Source organism: Hyphomonas sp. (assembly GCF_046313975.1).
Classification (GTDB): domain Bacteria; phylum Pseudomonadota; class Alphaproteobacteria; order Caulobacterales; family Hyphomonadaceae; genus Hyphomonas.
Genome location: NZ_JBKBXB010000002.1, coordinates 56,308 through 72,840 on the forward strand (window position 1 = coordinate 56,308; position 16,533 = coordinate 72,840).

Sequence of the window (16,533 nt, forward strand, 5' to 3'; positions counted from 1 at the left end):
GAGCGACAGATGGGTGAAGCGGCACGCAAGGAGAAGGCCGGGAGCTGGGTCTACGCGTTTGGCGGCGGCACGGCGGATGGCGACGCTTCGATGAAGAACCTGCTGGGCGGCAAGGGCGCCAACCTCGCCGAAATGGCGAAGCTGGGCCTGCCGGTGCCCCCGGGATTCACAATCTCTACCGCCGTGTGCGTCGCCTATTACCAGACCGGCCGGGCCTGGCCGTCGGGGCTGGAGGCGGAAGTCGCAGGGGCGCTGGCGGAGCTGGAGAAGAAGACCGGCAAGGGGTTCGGCGATCCGGCAAACCCGCTGCTCGTTTCCGTGCGCTCGGGCGCGCGCGCCTCGATGCCGGGGATGATGGACACGGTGCTGAACCTTGGCCTGAACGAAGAAGTGGCGGCGGGGCTGGCGAAGCTCGCGGGCGACCGGTTTGCCTATGACAGCTATCGCCGGTTCATCCATATGTATTCCAATGTCGTGCTCGGCATGGGGCATGACGAGTTCGAGCACATCCTCGACGATTACAAAGAGCGTGAGGGCCTCGACCTCGACACCGACCTGACGGCAGAGAACTGGAAAGAGGTGATCGTACGCTACAAGAAGGCGGTGCTCGATGAGCTGGACCGTCCGTTCCCGGATGATCCGCGCGAGCAGCTGTGGGGCGCGATTTCGGCGGTGTTCAACAGCTGGATGAGCGACCGGGCGATCATCTACCGCAAGCTGAACGATATTCCGGAAGACTGGGGCACGGCGGTGAACGTGCAGGCGATGGTGTTCGGAAACCTCGGGGAGACTTCGGCGACCGGCGTGGCGTTCACGCGCGACCCGTCCAACGGCTCGCCGATCTTCTACGGCGAATACCTGATCAATGCGCAGGGCGAAGATGTGGTGGCGGGCATCCGCACGCCGGCGCCGATCTCGCGCGAGCGCGCCGCGACGCTGGGCTCGGGCGACAAGCCGCTCGAAGATGCGATGCCGGAAGTTTACAAGCAGCTGCGCGATGTCGCCGCGAAGCTGGAACATCACTACAAGGACATGCAGGATATCGAGTTCACGGTGGAAGCCGGGCGGCTCTACATGCTGCAGACGCGCAACGGCAAGCGCACGGCGGCAGCGGCGGTGAAGATCGCGGTGGACCTCGTGAAAGAGGGGCTGATCTCGGAGAAGGATGCGCTTCTGCGCCTTGACCCGTCGCAGCTCGACCAGCTGCTGCATCCGCGCATTCCGAGCGATGACGAGAACAAGAAAGCTGGCGGCAAGCCTTACGATGTGATCGTGAAGGGCCTTCCCGCCAGCCCCGGCGCGGCGGTCGGCAAGGTCGTGTTCGATTCCGAGGAGGCCTTCAACATGGCCGCCAAGGGCGAAGACGTGATCCTGGTGCGCGTCGAGACGAGCCCGGACGATATCAAGGGCATGCATGCGGCGCGCGCGATCGTGACGGCGCGCGGGGGGATGACCAGCCATGCGGCCGTGGTGGCGCGCGGCATGGGCCGGCCCTGCGTGTGCGGGGCGAGCGACCTGAAGGTGGACGGCGTCAAGGGCGAGTTCACGGTGCGCGGGCGCACATTCCGCAAGGGCGATGTGGTGACCATCGATGGCGGCACAGGCCGCGTGATGGCGGGCGCGATCAGCCTGATCAAGCCGGACCTGTCGGGCGATTTCGGGCTGGTGATGGGCTGGGCCGACAAGGTGCGCCGCCTGAAGGTGCGCGCCAATGCCGAGACGCCGCTGGACACGCGCACGGCGGTCGAGTTCGGCGCCGAAGGCGTCGGCCTCTGCCGGACGGAGCACATGTTCTTCGAGGAAGAGCGTATCCCGGCAGTGCGCACGATGATCCTGGCGAATGACGAGACCGGCCGCCGCGAGGCGCTGGCGAAGCTCTTGCCGATGCAGCGTTCCGACTTCGAGGAAATCTTCCGCATCCTGGAAAACCGCCCGGCGACCATCCGCCTGCTGGACCCGCCACTGCACGAATTCCTGCCGCATACGGATGAGGACATCGCGGGCGTGGCGAAGGCTTCTGGCCTGAGCGCGGACGAGCTGCGCCGGCGCGCGCATGACCTGCACGAGAGCAATCCGATGCTGGGCCATCGCGGCTGCCGGCTCGGCATCACGTATCCCGAGATCTACGAGATGCAGGCGCGCGCCATCTTCGAGGCTGCGGTGAATGTCGCCAAGGAAGGCAAGCTGAAGCCGGTGCCTGAAGTGATGATCCCGCTGGTGGCGACACAGCGCGAGCTGGCGATCCTGAAGGCGCTCGTCGATGAGACGGCGCAGAAGGTGTTTGCGGAGACGGGCGTGACGGTCGACTATACCGTCGGCACGATGATCGAGCTGCCGCGTGCGGCGCTGCAGGCGGGTGAGATTGCGCAGTCGGCAGCCTTCTTCTCCTTTGGCACCAATGACCTGACGCAGACGACGCTGGGCATCAGCCGCGATGATGCGGGCAAGTTCCTGCAGGCCTATTCGGAGAAGGGCATCTACGAGAAAGACCCTTTCGTGACGCTCGACCAGGACGGTGTGGGTGAACTGGTGAAGATTGCTGCGGAGCGCGGCAAACGCACCCGGCCGGGTATCAAACTGGGAATCTGCGGAGAGCATGGCGGCGACCCGGCCTCGGTGGAATTCTGCCACCGGACGGGCCTCGATTACGTCTCCTGCTCGCCTTACCGGGTGCCGATTGCCCGTCTCGCGGCGGCACAGGCGGCGCTCAAAGAGGCCGCAAACTAGCCAGAAGCTGCCCGTTCAGGCGGCGCTTGAGTGTTGTTTTTCAGCCACAGGGGCCTCGGCAGGGAATCGCTGAGGTTGCGCCCTGTTAGCCATTAAAACCGTTCAAATTCAGTGAGATGTGCGCAATTTCCGTGAAATTGCATGAACCCGCAACTTCTACGCGAGCGGGCGCCTCTCAGAAATGTCACTCTCCGGACTGGCTGAATTATTGCTAGATAGTTTCGGGTGGGCCAAGTCGCCTTGTCCTGCATCTGCGGGACGGGACGCGTACGGTCCTCATGAAGTGCGTTGAACCCCAATTAACCCGGGGAATAAGGCGGGACGACAACCGCCGGCCGGGAAAAGAGGAACGGTGATGTTAAGGTTTCTTCAACCAAGCCGGGCGAGTCTCGGCCCCCTGAATGGGCTGCGTGAAAAGCTCAAACGGTGGTGGCTCGGTATGACTGACCAGGAACAGCGGGAAGTATTCATCCGTGGCGGGATGATCGCCGTGTGTGCGGTGACGGCTTCCGTGACACTGCCGATGATCTCCGGTCAGCAGGCTACCCTGCGCGCTGATGCCGAATACCGGGCCGAAGCCGAACGGTTTGCCGCCTTCCAGGATGCCGGCCTTGCGGCGCGCGCCGATGCGATGACGCCGGCGCTGCTCGATACGCCCTGGCTGCGCACCGTCGAATACACCCTCAAGCGCGACCCCGATTCCTCGATGAGCCGGTATGCGATGCGCGACCGCGACGGCGCGGCGCTGCAGACGCTCGCGTCCTTCTCCGCCGAGCAGGTGCGCCGGGCCGAGACCATCGATTCCGAACTGATGTGCATGGCGCAGGCCGTGTATTACGAATCCGCGCGCGAGCCGCTGGAAGGCCAGCTGGCCGTGGCGGAAGTGATCGCCAACCGCATGCGCGACCACCGTTATCCGGATACCGCGTGCGGCGTGGTGTTCCAGGGCGCGACCCGCACGACGGGCTGCCAGTTTACCTTCACCTGCGACGGCGCGATGCAGAAGAAGCCCGTGGGCGAGAACTGGGACCGCGCCAAGCGCATTGCCGCGCATGTGCTGATGGGCCTCAACGAGGAACGCACCGGCGGGGCGACGCACTACCACGCGACCTATGTCGACCCGATCTGGAATTCGGGCCTCGTTCAGACCGACAAGATCGGCCTGCACATCTTCTACCGGTTCCCGCGCGGCAGCGAATGGGCGAGCGTGAACCGCAACTTCGAGGCCCGCAAGGAATCGGCGCGCATGCAGCTCGCCGCGCTCGATGCCAACGCCGCGCCCGGCGATGTGATTGATGAAGGCCTGCTGTTTGCCGACAAGAGCTCGGCGGCGGATGACGGCTATTACACGATCTCGCCAACTGCGGCTCCCGCGGGCGTGTCGACCTCCACGCGCACGGTCTCGTCCGCTGCGCCGCGCATCATGAGCGTGCAGACGGTGCCTGCGGCCGAGGCCGAGGCAAAGAAGGACACGGCGAAGCTGAGCGCGGTGGAAGAATACATGGCGCGCCAGACCGGCACGTCCGCTGCGGTTGACGGCGCGTTCTGAGCGAGCCTGACCTGAACATCAAAGGCCGCCGGTGGATATCCCCGGCGGCCTTTTGATTTTGGGGCGAGCGGATCAGCCGCGCGGCGGCACGCGGGTTTTGACCTGCTTGCGGACGAGGCCGGGCAGCCAGCGAGTCATGAAGCGGGCGCGTTCGGCTTCGCCGCCGACCATGTAGTGGATGTCGGCGCCGTGAGCGGCGTCCCAGACGCGTTCGGCGGCCATCGAGACGGGGTAGATGGTGGCGCCATTGGCTTTCATCTGGTCCGACATCTTCTCGTTCGCGCCTTGTGTTTTGCCCATGTCGAGGATGGGCGTATCGACGAACCAGGGCATCAGGCTGACGACACGGATGCCGAGATCGCGGAACTCGGCGTCGAGCGCTTCCGTCAGTCCACGGACGGCCCATTTGGAAGCGGAATAGACCGCGAGCTGCGGTGCGCCGACGATTCCGGCAGTGGAGGCGGTGTTGATTACGCGCGCGTCTTTCGTGGCCTTCAGCAGCGGCAGGGCGGCATAGACGCCGTTGATCACGCCCTTTACGTTTATATCGACGATGAGATCTGCGTCTTCCGGCGGCACTTCTTCGAACCAGCCATACCGGCCGATGCCGGCATTGTTGAAGAGGATGTCCATCTTCCCGCCGGTGGCGGCGGCAAAGCCTGCCATGGCGGCGGCCCAGTCGGCGCGCTTTGTAACGTCCAGGCGGGCGGTGTGGCAGTTCGCGGCGCCGATTTCGGCGGCGACGGATTTCAGGCCCATCTCGTTGATGTCATAGAGGCCGCAGAACCAGCCCTTCTTCGCGAAGTGGCGTGCGGTTTCCGCGCCAATGCCGGAGGCGGCGCCGGTTATAAAGATGCTCTTGCGTCCGTTGGCGCCCGACATGGATGTCTCCTGAAGCCCGTGCTGATTTTGCACGTCCACTGTCAGATCACATCGAGGCCGAGGTCAAGGTTCGGTGCGGAATGGGTGAGGGCGCCAACGGAAATATAGTCGACGCCGGTTTCGGCGATTGCCACTACGGTATCCAGATTGACGCCGCCGGAGGCTTCGAGCGTGACGCGGCCTGTGGTGAGGGCGACGGCGGCGCGCAAGGTCTCGAGGTCCATATTGTCGAGAAGGATAGCGTGGGGCGCGTGCTTCAGCGCCTCTTCAAGCTGGGCGAGCGTGTCGACTTCGACCTCAATCATGCGCAGGTGGCCGGCATAGGCCTTGGCGCGGGCGATGGCGGTGCCGATATCGCCGCCGCAGGCCGCGATATGATTGTCCTTGATCAGGATGGCGTCGTCGAGACCGTAGCGGTGGGACGTGCCGCCGCCGCAGCGCACGGCACGTTTTTCCAGCGCGCGGTGGCCGGGCGTTGTTTTCCGTGTGCAGACGATCTTTGCCTTGGTGTGCTTCACCGTCTCGACATAGCGGCGCGTCAGCGTGGCGACGCCGGAGAGGCGGCCCATGAAGTTCAGCATGGTGCGCTCAGCGGTGAGGATGGCGCCTGCGGCACCGGAAAGCTCGGCGATCACCGCGCCGGGTGTGAGCGCGGACCCATCCGCGAGGTGCACTTTAAGGGCGACGGTCTCATCCACGAGTTTCAGCGCATGGGCAGCGGCGTCAAGGCCTGCGACAACGCCCGGCTTGCGGGCGGCAATGACGGCGCGCATTTCCGTAGACGGAGGAATGGTGGCGTCCGTTGTAAGGTCACCTGCGCGGCCAAGGTCTTCGGCGAGGGCAAGGCGGACGATGGGGTCGAGGATGACCGGCGGAAGCGGCGGGATGAGCGGTGTCATGCGGAAACCTTGGCGCGGGGCGGATGGGCGATGAACTGGCGCTGCGGCCGGGCGGTTTCGGGATAGTCGCTGCGGAAATGGCCGCCGCGGCTTTCGCGGCGCGCGAGGGCGCCCTCGGCAATCAGGCGGGCAGCGGTGAGGGCGCGCGCACCGGGCGCTTCAACTTCAAGGGCTTCGCAGAGATCCAGCAGGCGTTCGAGGCCGGCGCGCTGGCGGATGACGCCGCATTCTTTCGACATGGCATCGCGCAGGCGCAGCAGGGCGAGTTCGCTCAGGCGGCCGGGCAGGCGCGCTTCGCTGGCGGCGGGGGCGTCGAGCGCGGCGCTAGTGAGGCGGCGGGCGATGCGTTCGGCAAACACGACCGCTTCAAGCAGCGAGTTCGAGGCGAGGCGGTTGGCGCCGTGTGCGCCGGTGGAGGAACATTCTCCGCACACGGAGAGACCGGCCAGCGTCGAGCGGCCCCAGAAGTCGGAGACGATGCCGCCCATGTGATAGTGGGCAGCAGGCGCGACAGGGATCATCTGCGTGCGCGGGTCGATATTCGCGCTCATGCAGGCGCCGAAGACGGTGGGGAAATGATCCGGGAAATGATCACCGACCGCCTTGCGGCAGTCGAGGAAGGCGCCGCGCCCGGCGGCTCGCTCTGCATGGATGGCGCGGGCGACCTCGTCGCGCGGGGCAAGCTCCGCCAGCGGATGATAGTCCGCCATGAAGGCGCGGCCATCGGCGTTGTGCAGAGTGGCGCCCTCGCCGCGCAGTGCCTCGGTGGCAAGCGGGGCGGGGTCGCGGCCGATATCGATGCCGGTCGGATGGAACTGGACGAACTCAAGATCGGCAAGCAGGGCGCCCGCCTCATAGGCCATCGCAATCGACTCGCCGAGCGCTTCGCGCGGATTGGTGGTGACGCGGAAGAGGCCGCCGGACCCGCCGGTACACAGCGCAGTGGCGCGGGCTGTGCGTGTGCTGATTGATCCGTCTGCGGATTGCAGCACGACACCGGCGATGCGGCCATTGCCATCCTGCAGGAGCGAGACGGCGCGGGCATTCTCGATCAGCTCGACACTCGGCGCGGCCTGCACGGCGGTCACGAGCGCGTCCATGATCGCCTTGCCGGCAAGGTCGCCGGAGACGCGCGCGACCCGCGGGTGCGAATGAGCGGCTTCCAGAGACAGGGCGAGGGCGCCGTCCGGCGTGCGGTCGAACGGAACGCCGAGCGTGATCAGATCGCGCACGCGGGCGGGGCCGTCCTCGGCGATCAGGCGGGCGATGACGGGATCGACGAGGCCCGCACCGGCGGCAACCGTGTCGGCGGCATGCTGGGCGGGCGAGTCGAGCGGATGCAGCGCTGCGGCGAGGCCGCCCTGCGCCCAGGCGGAGGACGAGGCCTGTCCGATCGGCGACGGCGAAACAACGAGGCAATGGCGCGGCGCAAGTTTCAGCGCCAGGAACAGGCCCGCAAGCCCTGCACCGATGATCAGCACATCGGCACTGGCGCCGGCTTCGGCGCGCACGCGGCTGGACGGGGGTTCATACATGGCGCGGGTCAGGAAATTCCGTCAGCCGCGCGCCGGAATTCGACCGGCGCCGTGACGGCAGAGACGAGGGCGCCGAACATGCGCTCGTGCGACTGCACGGTGAGGCTGAAATTGTCAGGCACATAGATCAGGCCTTCGGCCTTGCTCTCCAGCATTTCCTCGATGGTGGAGCGGATCGAGACCTGATCGCCGGAGCGGCGCGCCTCGCACGACTGGCGCACGACGGAGCGGCCCCACATGGAGCACATTTCCACGGCGGTGAGCTCGCAATTGTAGAGGCCGGCTTCCGGGTGCGGCGTCAGGCTCATGGTGCCGGTCATCACGCATTGGCCCTGGCGGTAGGGCTTGGTCTGGAAACTCCAGTTGCCGAGCACGTCGGACTTGTCCGCGCCGGTCTTGCCCTTGTTGGCCGAGGCCGGAAGGCCAGCGGCCAGAGCGACAACAAGCGCGGCGATGGCCGCGCGCCGGATCATCTTCATGGACGCCTCCTCGACAAGGGTCACAGTATTTAACTTCACTGCTTCGCGGCGGCCTTGGCAAGCCACGCCAAGCACTAAACCACCATTTCGATCTCAAGCGGCTTCTGGCCGGTGCGGAAGGAGAGCGGCTTCGCCATCTTCGGCAGGGCCAGCATGGCATCAAGCGCGGCCTTCGCGCGGACGCGCACATCCTCCGGGATCGTCACTTCATGCACGCCGGTTTTCAGGCAGTCATAGATGTTTTCCAGCGTAATGCGCTTCATGTGCGGGCAGAGATTGCACGGGCGGATGAAGTTCACGGCCGGGTTTTCGGCAGCCACGTTGTCGCTCATCGAGCATTCGGTGAGCAGCACGACCTTGTTCGGGCTGTTCTCGGACACATAGGCGGCGAGCGCGGAGGTGGAGCCGGCAAAGTCGGCCTCTTCCAGCACGTCCGGCGGGCATTCCGGGTGGGCGAGGATGATGACGCCGGGGTGGGCTTCGCGCAGCTGTTTCACATCCTCGGCGGAGAATTGTTCGTGCACCTCGCAGGCGCCCGGCCAGGTGAGGATGCGGATGCCGGTCTGGGCGGCCACGTTCTTGGCAAGATACTGGTCCGGCACGAGGATGACCGTGTCGGAATTCCATTCCTTCGCGATGGCTTCCACGACCTGCGCAGCGTTGGAGCTGGTGCAGGTGATGTGGCACTCGGCTTTCACTTCGGCCGTGCAGTTCACATAGGTGACGATGGGATAGTCCGGGAACTTCGCCTTGATCAGGCGCACATCGGCGCCGGTGATCGAGGCAGCGAGCGAGCAGCCGGCCTCGAGCGAGGGGATCAGCACGGTTTTTTCCGGCGCGAGGATCTTGGAGGTCTCGGCCATGAAGTGCACGCCGGCCTGGACGATGACCTTCTGCGAGACCTGCGAGGCTTCGCGGGCGAGCTGCAGCGAGTCGCCGCGAAAGTCGCCGATCAGGCGGAAGATGTCCGGCGTCATGTAATTGTGCGCAAGGATGACGGCATCCTTCTCGCGCTTCAGCCGGTTGATGCCGGCGACGAGCGGCGCGATGGCCGGCCATTCCATCGGGGTGATGAAATCCGCAACGAGGGGATAGAGCGCGTCGGTCTCCGCGCGGACGGCGTCGTCATAGAAAAGGCCGCGCGCTTCGGCGGCCGAGGGGCCGCGCAGCGGGGTGGGGGTCGGGCATCCGGGACCGGAATCGATCAGGCGGGCCATGGTATCCTCCTCGTCTCAAGGGATCGAGCAGTTTTGCTCGATTTGAGTATAAGCTAGGCCTGACAGCTCGCGTTTCAAGATATGTCTCTGAAAAAGACGGGGAGGCAGGGCTCTTCGTGACCGCTCTGTTACTTTTGCGCACTCTGAGCAAAACTATATTTAGCGCAGACACCCCCGTGAGGCAAGGCTGCGCCACGATTCTGCCTTTATTGGGAGCGGGAAGGCTTGATCAGCCCGGAATGTTGCGGGCGATGATGCTGCGCAGGATCGCGTCGCGCTGCTTTGCAGGCAGGGTGCCGAGCCGGTAGAGGCGCTGGTTGGAGGACAGGTCCGCCAGCCCATGCACGATGGCCCAGGTGGCTTCGACATCGGTGCTGTCAGCCTCCCGGCCCTTCGCTGCGGCCACTGCCGCATTGGCGGCTTCGATCTGCTGGTAGGCAGCATAAGCCGCCTTATCCAGTTCCGGCGTCGTGTAATCGGGCCGGTCTGAGCCGAACATCAGGCGGAAAAGGGCCGGATGGCGCTGGGCGAAATCGATATAGCCGAGGCCGCTTTCGATCAGCCTTGCGGCGGGGTCCGTCCCGCCGCGGTCTTCCCAGGCTGCCTGGTGGGCGACGAACCGGCGGTAGCCTTCAGCGGCGAGGGCTGTGAGCAGGCCGTTGGTGTCGCCGAAATGGTGGGCCGGGGCGGCGTGGCTGACATTCGCACGCTTGGCCACGCTGCGCAGCGAGAAGGCTTCGATGCCGCGTTCGACCAGTTCCGCCTCGGCGGCGGCGAGGAGCGCAGCCCGAAGGTCTCCGTGATGATAGGGCCGGGGTTCGGCGGCGGGTTTCTTGCGTGTCATGGCGGGATTTTAGCCTTCGATCTTTCCGATGTCAAAATTCTATCTTGACAATGTCAAGCCTCGTGGCATTTCTATCTTGTCGATGTAAAGATGGAGTTAGCGATGCCCCCTGAAACCCTCTTCCAGTTCGCCAATCCGCTCGCCATGACGGGGTGGCTTGCGCTGGCGCTCAGCCCGCTCGCGCCGCGTCTCACCAATCTCTACGCGGGTTTTGTCGTGCCGATCATCCTGTCGGTCGGGTATGCCGCGCTGATCCTCGCTTTCTGGGCGTCGGCAGAAGGCGGCTATGACAGCCTGCCGAATGTCATGCGCCTGTTCGACTCGCCGCATGCCGCCCTTGCCGGGTGGGTGCACTTCCTCGCCTTCGACCTGTTTGTCGGCGCCTGGGCAGCCCGCACCGCACGGGCCGAAGGGATGCCGCATATCCTGATGCTGCCCTGCCTCGGGCTGATCTTCTGGTTCGGCCCGATCGGTTTCCTTCTCTTCCTTGCCCTGCGTGCCGGCCTGTCGCTGCGCACGCCCAAACCCGTGGAGGCCTGACATGACTGCGACCCTAGCAACTTTTCCAAAATCCGGCGCCTCGCAGTTTCCGAATCGTCTGATGACGGACGAACCGCGCTTCACGCTGCTTGCAGTTGTTCTGGCCTTCGCGCTGATCCCGGTCTTTGCCGCGATGGCAGTCGAGACGCGCCTGTATCAGGATGTGAATGTCTGGGTGAAGCCGGCGAAGTTCATGATTTCGCTGTCGATCTACCTGCTGAACCTCGCGCTGTTTGCGCGCTTCCTGCCGACGGGCATGATGGCGCGGCGTAGCTACCGCGCATATTCCACCTTCATCGTTCTCTGCATTCTCATCGAGATGATCTGGATCGGGGGCGCGGCGGCGATGGGCGTGGGCTCACACTTCAATCGCTCCACACCGGAGCTGGCCTTGATCTACACATTGATGGGCGTCGTCGCGATCTCGCTGACGAGTGTGAGCCTCGTTTACGGCATTGCGATCCTGCGCAACCGGGCGAGCACGCTGGCGGCTGGCCTGCGGCTCTCGATCGGTCTCGGGCTGGTGCTCACCTTTGTGCTCACTGTGCCGGTGGCGATGACCATGGCGATGGGCACAGGGCATCTGGTCGGCACGGCGCAGACCGGCGCCATGCTGCCCGTGATGGGCTGGAGCCGCGAAGTGGGGGACCTGCGCATCCCGCACTTCTTCGCGACCCATGCCATGCAGGCGATGCCGGTGTTCGGCCTTCTGACGCTGGCTCTGCCTCGCCAGTTCGCGGTGACGTCCGTGTGGGTCGCCGCGGCCGGATATGTGGCGCTTGTGATCGCGACCTTCTTGCAGGCTCTCGCCGGTCAGCCCTTCCTGCCAAGGATAGGCTGACCGCCTGCTAAAGGCGCCATGTCTGGATGTTGCACAGGCGGCGCGTTGCGCTTAGCCTGTGCACTCTTCAGAGGAAGTCGCATGCACTCTGTCCGGAAACGCTGAAACCCGAAACCCTGTGTTTCGCGCCCTGCCATTGGCGGGGCGATCTTTCATGCTTTCAGGACTGACCAATGAAAACCATCACGACTTTTGACCGCCCGGCGGGCTGGGCTTCTCTTTCGCATGCCTTCCAGGATGACTTTGCCGCGGGCGACCGCGTGCAGCAGACGCCCTGGGGCGGGCTCGCCATTCTCGGCCATGCGGAACTCCTGGCGCTGGCGCGAGATCCGTATGCGGATGGCATGGCGCCTTCCGTCGAGGCGATGGCGGAGACGCCGCAGATTTATGACCTGCTGGTGCGCTCCGTGTTCACGAAATCCGGCACCTCGCATCGGACAGACCGGGCCGCGCTGATAGCGGCGATGAACGCCGTGGATATTCCGGCGCTGGTGCGCCGGGTGGTGGCGCAGACGGTGCCGGCGCGGGCGGAGGGGCTTGCCCTGAAGTCCGGGTTTGCGGCGCCGGTAGCGCGCAATGTGTGGGCTGAGATCATCGGCTATGATGCGGACGCCGCGCTCCGGCTGGAGCAGGCGGTTCACGATATGGGCCATGTGCTCTCCCAGGCGCCGGACCTGTCGAAGGCAGATGTGGCGGAGGCGGCGGCCGCCGAGACGCGGGCGCTGTCGCGGGCCGCGCTGGCGCAGGGCGCGCCGTTTTCAGCCGCGCTGGTTGAGGGTGTTGGCGATGCGGCGGCGGCAGACCTGATTGCCGGGATGGCGTTTGATGCCATCGAGGCTTCCACCATCGGGCTCACCGCGAGCCTGCGTCTTGCCGCACAGAACCGCAGCCTGATCGCTGCCACCCCTCAGTGTGCGAACGAATGCCTGCGGATGGCGAGCCCGGCACCGATGACGATGCGGCTGACGACCGGACCGATCCGGCTGGGCGGGATCGACATCGAGCCTGGCACGACGCTGTTCATGCTGTGGGCGGCAGGCAATCATGATCCGCTCGCCTTTTCGGAGCCGGGCGTGTTCAATCCGGGCAGGGCAGGCGCGCGCCCGCTGATGTTCGGGATGGGTCAGCATGCCTGCCTCGGCCACGCCATCGTGCGCGCGGTGCTGCAGGAATTGCTGGCCGTGTTCCTCGCCTGCGAGGCGCGGATAGAGGGCGATACCGGCGGATGGAATATCCTTTTACCCGCCGACATGCCGGCGATGACGATTTCGTATTGACGCCCTCTTTCAGCTCTTGCCGAGCAGGTCCTTCGCCGCCGCCGTCATCGCGTCCACGCCGGTCGCGATGGTGGGGTCGGCGTCGGGGGCGAAGAGGGGGGAGTGGAGCGAGGGCAGCGGCATGCCGTCGATCTGCGCGGCGGCATACTTGTCCGGGTTCACGGCGCCGAGCCAGAAGATGACGCCGGGAATTTTCTCGTCCGTGCGCGCGAACTGGCCGAAATCCTCGCCGCCCATCACGGGCGGAACGGGGCGCACATTCGCGGCGCCAAGTTCGGCGGAGATGGCGGCCATGGCGCGCTCCGTCAGGGCGGGGTCGTTATAGGTGGCAAGGGTCACGTCGCTCTCGATGACGATCTCGGGCGCGGGGGCGCCGAAGGCGGCGGCCTGGCCTTCGGCGATGCGCCTGATACCGCCGAGCAGCATGTCGCGCGTGGAATCCTCATACGAACGCACGGTGATTTTCAGCTCGGCTTCGTCCGGGATGATATTGTGCTTGGCGCCGGCCTTGATCGAGCCGACGGTCACCACGGCGGAATCGAGCGGGTTGGTGTTGCGCGAGACGAGGCTCTGCAGCGCGACGACGATATGGCTGGCCACCAGAATGGGATCGACCGTGGTGTGCGGATAGGCGCCGTGACCGCCGACACCTTTCACCGTGACATCGACAGAATCCACGGTCGCCAGCGCGAAGCCGGAGGAATAGGCGACCGTGCCTGCCGGCGCGCCAGCCGAGACATGCAGGGCAAGGTTATAGTCAGGCACCGGGAAGCGGCTGTAGAGCCCGTCGGCCAACATGGCGCGTGCGCCAAGGCCGATTTCCTCCGCAGGCTGAGCAATCATGATGAGCGTGCCTTTCCACGACTCCTTCTCCGCGATCAGGCGGCGGGCCGTACCAACCCAGACCGTCATGTGAATATCGTGGGCGCAGGCATGCATCACCTGGCTATCCTCGCCCGTCCATGTGGTGGAGCGCACCTTGGAGGCGAAGGGAAGGCCGGTGTTTTCCGGCACGGGCAGCGCGTCCATGTCGGCGCGGATCAGCAGGGTCGGGCCCTCGCCATTCTCGAACACGCCGACCACGCCATAGCCACCGACGCCGGGGCGCACCACGCCATGATCGCGCATCGACTTTTCCTTCACCCAGGCATCGCCGAGGCCTTCGGTGACGGTGAAGCCGAGTGATTTCAGCTCGTTCGCGAGCAGGGCGGCGGTCTGCGCTTCCTTGAAGGACAGCTCCGGCGTCTCGTGCAGGGTGCGGTAAAGCGAGACGAGGCTTTCATCCGCCACCCGCAGCGGGCCCTGCGGCATGCCCTCAACCAAGGCGATGGCGGCCGCCGAAGCGCCGGCAGAGCCGCCGCCACCCGTCGCGCCGGGCGCACCCGTCTCGCTGCCACAGGCGGCAATCAGCACCAGCGCGCTCGCCGCGATCATCAGTTTCTTCATGGCCTGTACCCCGTGTGAAATCGCAGCCAGACATGTGGGCGCGTTGCGGCCAGCGTAGCGGGATGAGGAGTAGGGGGGAAGGGCGGATTTGGGGGAGGGTGGCGCGAGGGTGGGTAGAGGCTCTACCTCCGCCCGCGCTTCAGATCCTCGCTCAGCCGGATATCCTCCGGCTGGCCGCTGAGGCGGTGGCGGTAGACCTGGATGTTTTCCATCACGCGCTGGATGTAATTGCGCGTTTCGGAGAAGGGCACGAACTCGACCCAGTCGATGGGGTCGATCTGGCCGAGGCGGGGGTCGCCGTAATCGCGCACCCACTGGCTGGGGCGCGACGGGCCGGCATTGTAGGCCGCAGCCGTCATGATGTAGCTGCCACCGAACTGGGCGAGCAGCGTGTCGAGGTGCAGGCCGCCGAGCGTCATGTTGTAGGCGGGGTCGCTGGTCAGCCAGGATTGCTCATACGGCATGCCGCGCAGGCGCGCTTCGTTCTTGGCGGTGGCGGGCATGAACTGCATCAGGCCGCGCGCGCCGACCCGGCTGACGGCGTTCGGGTTGAACTCGCTCTCCTGGCGCGTGATGGCGTAGACGAAGGCGCGCTCGACCTGGTGCGGCCGCGTCGGTTTGTGATCCGGCACGGGCCAGGATGCGCCGGTGGCGACCACGCCGCGCTGCAGGCCGGCCTTGGCGGTGCGCACGCCGACCTCCGGCGTGACGAAACTGTTGGTCATCTGCGCGAGCAGTTCGTACTCGGCGGCGGTGTTGAGGTTGTCATCGAGGAAATAGGCAAAGTCGATGAAGCTCGACCGTTCGCCGACTTCGCCGAGCAGGCGCATCGCCTGCACGACGGGCTTTGCCTCGAAGGTGGCAATTTCTTCCGCCGTCGGATTAACCGGCGCGCCGAGGGCGAGGGTTTTCTGGTTCACACGTTCGGCGGCGAGCTGGCCGTAATAGGTGAAGGGGTGCGAGGCGGCGACACCGTAAGCGGTTTCGGCCTGTTCGCCCTGGCCGAGGGCGTCGCGGGCGCGGCCGGTCCAGTAATAGCCGCGCGCAACGCTGACCGGGCTGGAGACGCCAGCGGACATGGTTTCGAAATGGCCGAGGCCGCGGGTCGCATCACCATTGAGGCGCAGCGCAATCCAGCCGGAGAGCCATTCGGCTTCGGCAAAGTCTGCGCCGGCGCTCATGCCATGTGTGGAGGAAAGCTGGTAGGCGCGCTTGTAATTGCGCAGCTTCAGTTCCTCGCGTGTGGCGATGGCGCGTTCATCCCAGAGGCGGCCGCGCCCGGCACTGGGCACATCCTTGCCATCGATCTTGACCAGCACATCGGTCACGCCGTCGACCTTCTTCGAGCGGCGCCACTTGCCGCGCTCGTAGAGAAGGCCGGGATGATCCTGCAGGTTTGCAGGCACGGCCTTGATCAGTGCGTCGACATTCTTGGCGCGCGCGGCAAGGCCGATGCGGGCATCGGTGAGGGCGCGGTAGTCTGCCGTCAGCTGCGGGCGCAAGGCCTGCGCATCGGAGCGCTGGCCGGTCCAGAGCAGGAAATCGACGCGGGCGCGGTGATCATCCTGGCTGAGCGACTGTCCGTATCGGGCAAGCACGAGCCGCTGCACATCGGAGGGCAGCGTGTGGTTGCGCCACGCATCCTTGATCACTTCATCGGCGCGGGTGCGCTGACCCGTTTCGCGCAGGGCATTGGCGAGGGCGACCTTGCCCTGTCCGGTGACCGGGCCTGAGGCTTCCAGCCATGCGATGCGCGCACGGGCATCCAGCGAAGACAGCTCGATGATCTCCTCGGCGCGGGTGCGCATGCGGGCGGTCTTCGGCCAGTCCGGCAGCATGGTGAGTGCGGTGTTGAGTTCGTCGAAGGTCATGCCGGGCACGCCGTCGCTTGCACGCTTCCACATGATCAGGTTCTTCACCACCGGATCGGAGGTTTCATACTGCATCGACGCGAGGCCGTTCCAGTCGCCGCGTTCGGCAGCGGCAAGGGCGCGCGAGAGGGCGAAGGTCGAGGCAGACGGGGCAGGGCTTGCCGGGCGCAGCGTCAGGGCCGGCGCCGGTGCGGACGGGACGGCGGTCACAGAGTTAACGCTGAGCTCCGGCGCGGCGGCCTCCGGCAGCAGGTTCTTACCGGGCTTCAGGCTGGGCGTCTCCGGATCGCTGCCGGCCACAAGGACGGGGACCAGGGCGGCCAGTGACAAAAAAACTGCGATTTTCCGGGTATGTGTCATGGTGGCCTATGTTTATTTCTGTCCCAAAGCGTGACAATCCAAGCATCGCAGCCTAGCACGCAATTC

General features: G+C 65.6%; 13 protein-coding genes. 5 read left to right on the plus strand and 8 right to left on the minus strand.

Annotation, left to right across the window (positions count from 1 at the left end):
* Window positions 1-9: 9 nt before the first annotated feature.
* Window positions 10-2,727: a pyruvate, phosphate dikinase gene (ppdK, locus tag ACK4TE_RS01170; RefSeq protein WP_409909632.1), complete on the plus strand. Its 2,718-nt coding sequence runs from the start codon at window positions 10-12 to the stop codon at window positions 2,725-2,727.
* A gap of 439 nt (window positions 2,728-3,166) precedes the next feature.
* The gene (locus ACK4TE_RS01175; RefSeq protein WP_409909633.1) at window positions 3,167-4,276 is read left to right on the plus strand and encodes a cell wall hydrolase; all 1,110 of its coding nucleotides are present in this window, start codon (window positions 3,167-3,169) and stop codon (window positions 4,274-4,276) included.
* 72 nt (window positions 4,277-4,348) lie between these two features.
* Here ACK4TE_RS01175 and ACK4TE_RS01180 read toward each other — a convergent pair whose 3' ends face one another.
* The 6 genes from ACK4TE_RS01180 to ACK4TE_RS01205 all read right to left on the minus strand — a co-directional run bounded on the left by ACK4TE_RS01180 (window position 4,349) and on the right by ACK4TE_RS01205 (window position 10,132).
* Window positions 4,349-5,158 carry an SDR family oxidoreductase gene (locus tag ACK4TE_RS01180; RefSeq protein ID WP_409909634.1) on the minus strand — a complete coding sequence of 270 codons (810 nt, stop codon included), beginning with the start codon at window positions 5,156-5,158 and terminating at the stop codon, window positions 4,349-4,351.
* 41 nt (window positions 5,159-5,199) lie between these two features.
* Entirely contained in the window at window positions 5,200-6,057 is an 858-nt protein-coding gene (gene nadC / locus ACK4TE_RS01185) for a carboxylating nicotinate-nucleotide diphosphorylase (RefSeq protein ID WP_409909635.1), read from the minus strand.
* Entirely contained in the window at window positions 6,054-7,592 is a 1,539-nt protein-coding gene (locus ACK4TE_RS01190) for an L-aspartate oxidase (RefSeq protein WP_409909636.1), read from the minus strand. Before ACK4TE_RS01190 ends, nadC begins: the two co-directional genes overlap by 4 nt.
* An 8-nt stretch (window positions 7,593-7,600) precedes the next feature.
* Window positions 7,601-8,071, minus strand: coding sequence for a hypothetical protein (locus ACK4TE_RS01195; RefSeq protein WP_409909637.1), 471 nt, complete (start codon window positions 8,069-8,071; stop codon window positions 7,601-7,603).
* 74 nt (window positions 8,072-8,145) lie between these two features.
* Window positions 8,146-9,288, minus strand: a complete 1,143-nt coding sequence (gene nadA, locus ACK4TE_RS01200; protein WP_409909638.1) for a quinolinate synthase NadA — start codon at window positions 9,286-9,288, stop codon at window positions 8,146-8,148.
* Window positions 9,289-9,517: 229 nt separating this feature from the next.
* Entirely contained in the window at window positions 9,518-10,132 is a 615-nt protein-coding gene (locus ACK4TE_RS01205) for a TetR/AcrR family transcriptional regulator (RefSeq protein WP_409909639.1), read from the minus strand.
* 102 nt (window positions 10,133-10,234) lie between these two features.
* Between ACK4TE_RS01205 and ACK4TE_RS01210 the strand changes: the two genes are divergently transcribed.
* The 3 genes from ACK4TE_RS01210 to ACK4TE_RS01220 all read left to right on the plus strand — a co-directional run bounded on the left by ACK4TE_RS01210 (window position 10,235) and on the right by ACK4TE_RS01220 (window position 12,790).
* The gene (locus ACK4TE_RS01210; RefSeq protein WP_409909640.1) at window positions 10,235-10,672 is read left to right on the plus strand and encodes an ABA4-like family protein; all 438 of its coding nucleotides are present in this window, start codon (window positions 10,235-10,237) and stop codon (window positions 10,670-10,672) included.
* 1 nt (window position 10,673) lies between these two features.
* Window positions 10,674-11,513, plus strand: a complete 840-nt coding sequence (locus ACK4TE_RS01215; RefSeq protein ID WP_409909641.1) for a hypothetical protein — start codon at window positions 10,674-10,676, stop codon at window positions 11,511-11,513.
* Window positions 11,514-11,686: 173 nt separating this feature from the next.
* Window positions 11,687-12,790, plus strand: a complete 1,104-nt coding sequence (locus ACK4TE_RS01220) for a cytochrome P450 (RefSeq protein WP_409909642.1) — start codon at window positions 11,687-11,689, stop codon at window positions 12,788-12,790.
* 9 nt (window positions 12,791-12,799) lie between these two features.
* On the opposite strand, the gene ACK4TE_RS01225 is transcribed toward ACK4TE_RS01220, so the two are convergent.
* Both ACK4TE_RS01225 and ACK4TE_RS01230 read right to left on the minus strand, forming a co-directional pair.
* Window positions 12,800-14,236, minus strand: coding sequence for a M20 family metallopeptidase (locus tag ACK4TE_RS01225; RefSeq protein ID WP_409909643.1), 1,437 nt, complete (start codon window positions 14,234-14,236; stop codon window positions 12,800-12,802).
* A gap of 122 nt (window positions 14,237-14,358) precedes the next feature.
* Window positions 14,359-16,437, minus strand: a complete 2,079-nt coding sequence (locus ACK4TE_RS01230) for a lytic transglycosylase domain-containing protein (protein WP_409909644.1) — start codon at window positions 16,435-16,437, stop codon at window positions 14,359-14,361.
* Between the last annotated feature and the right edge of the window lie 96 nt (window positions 16,438-16,533).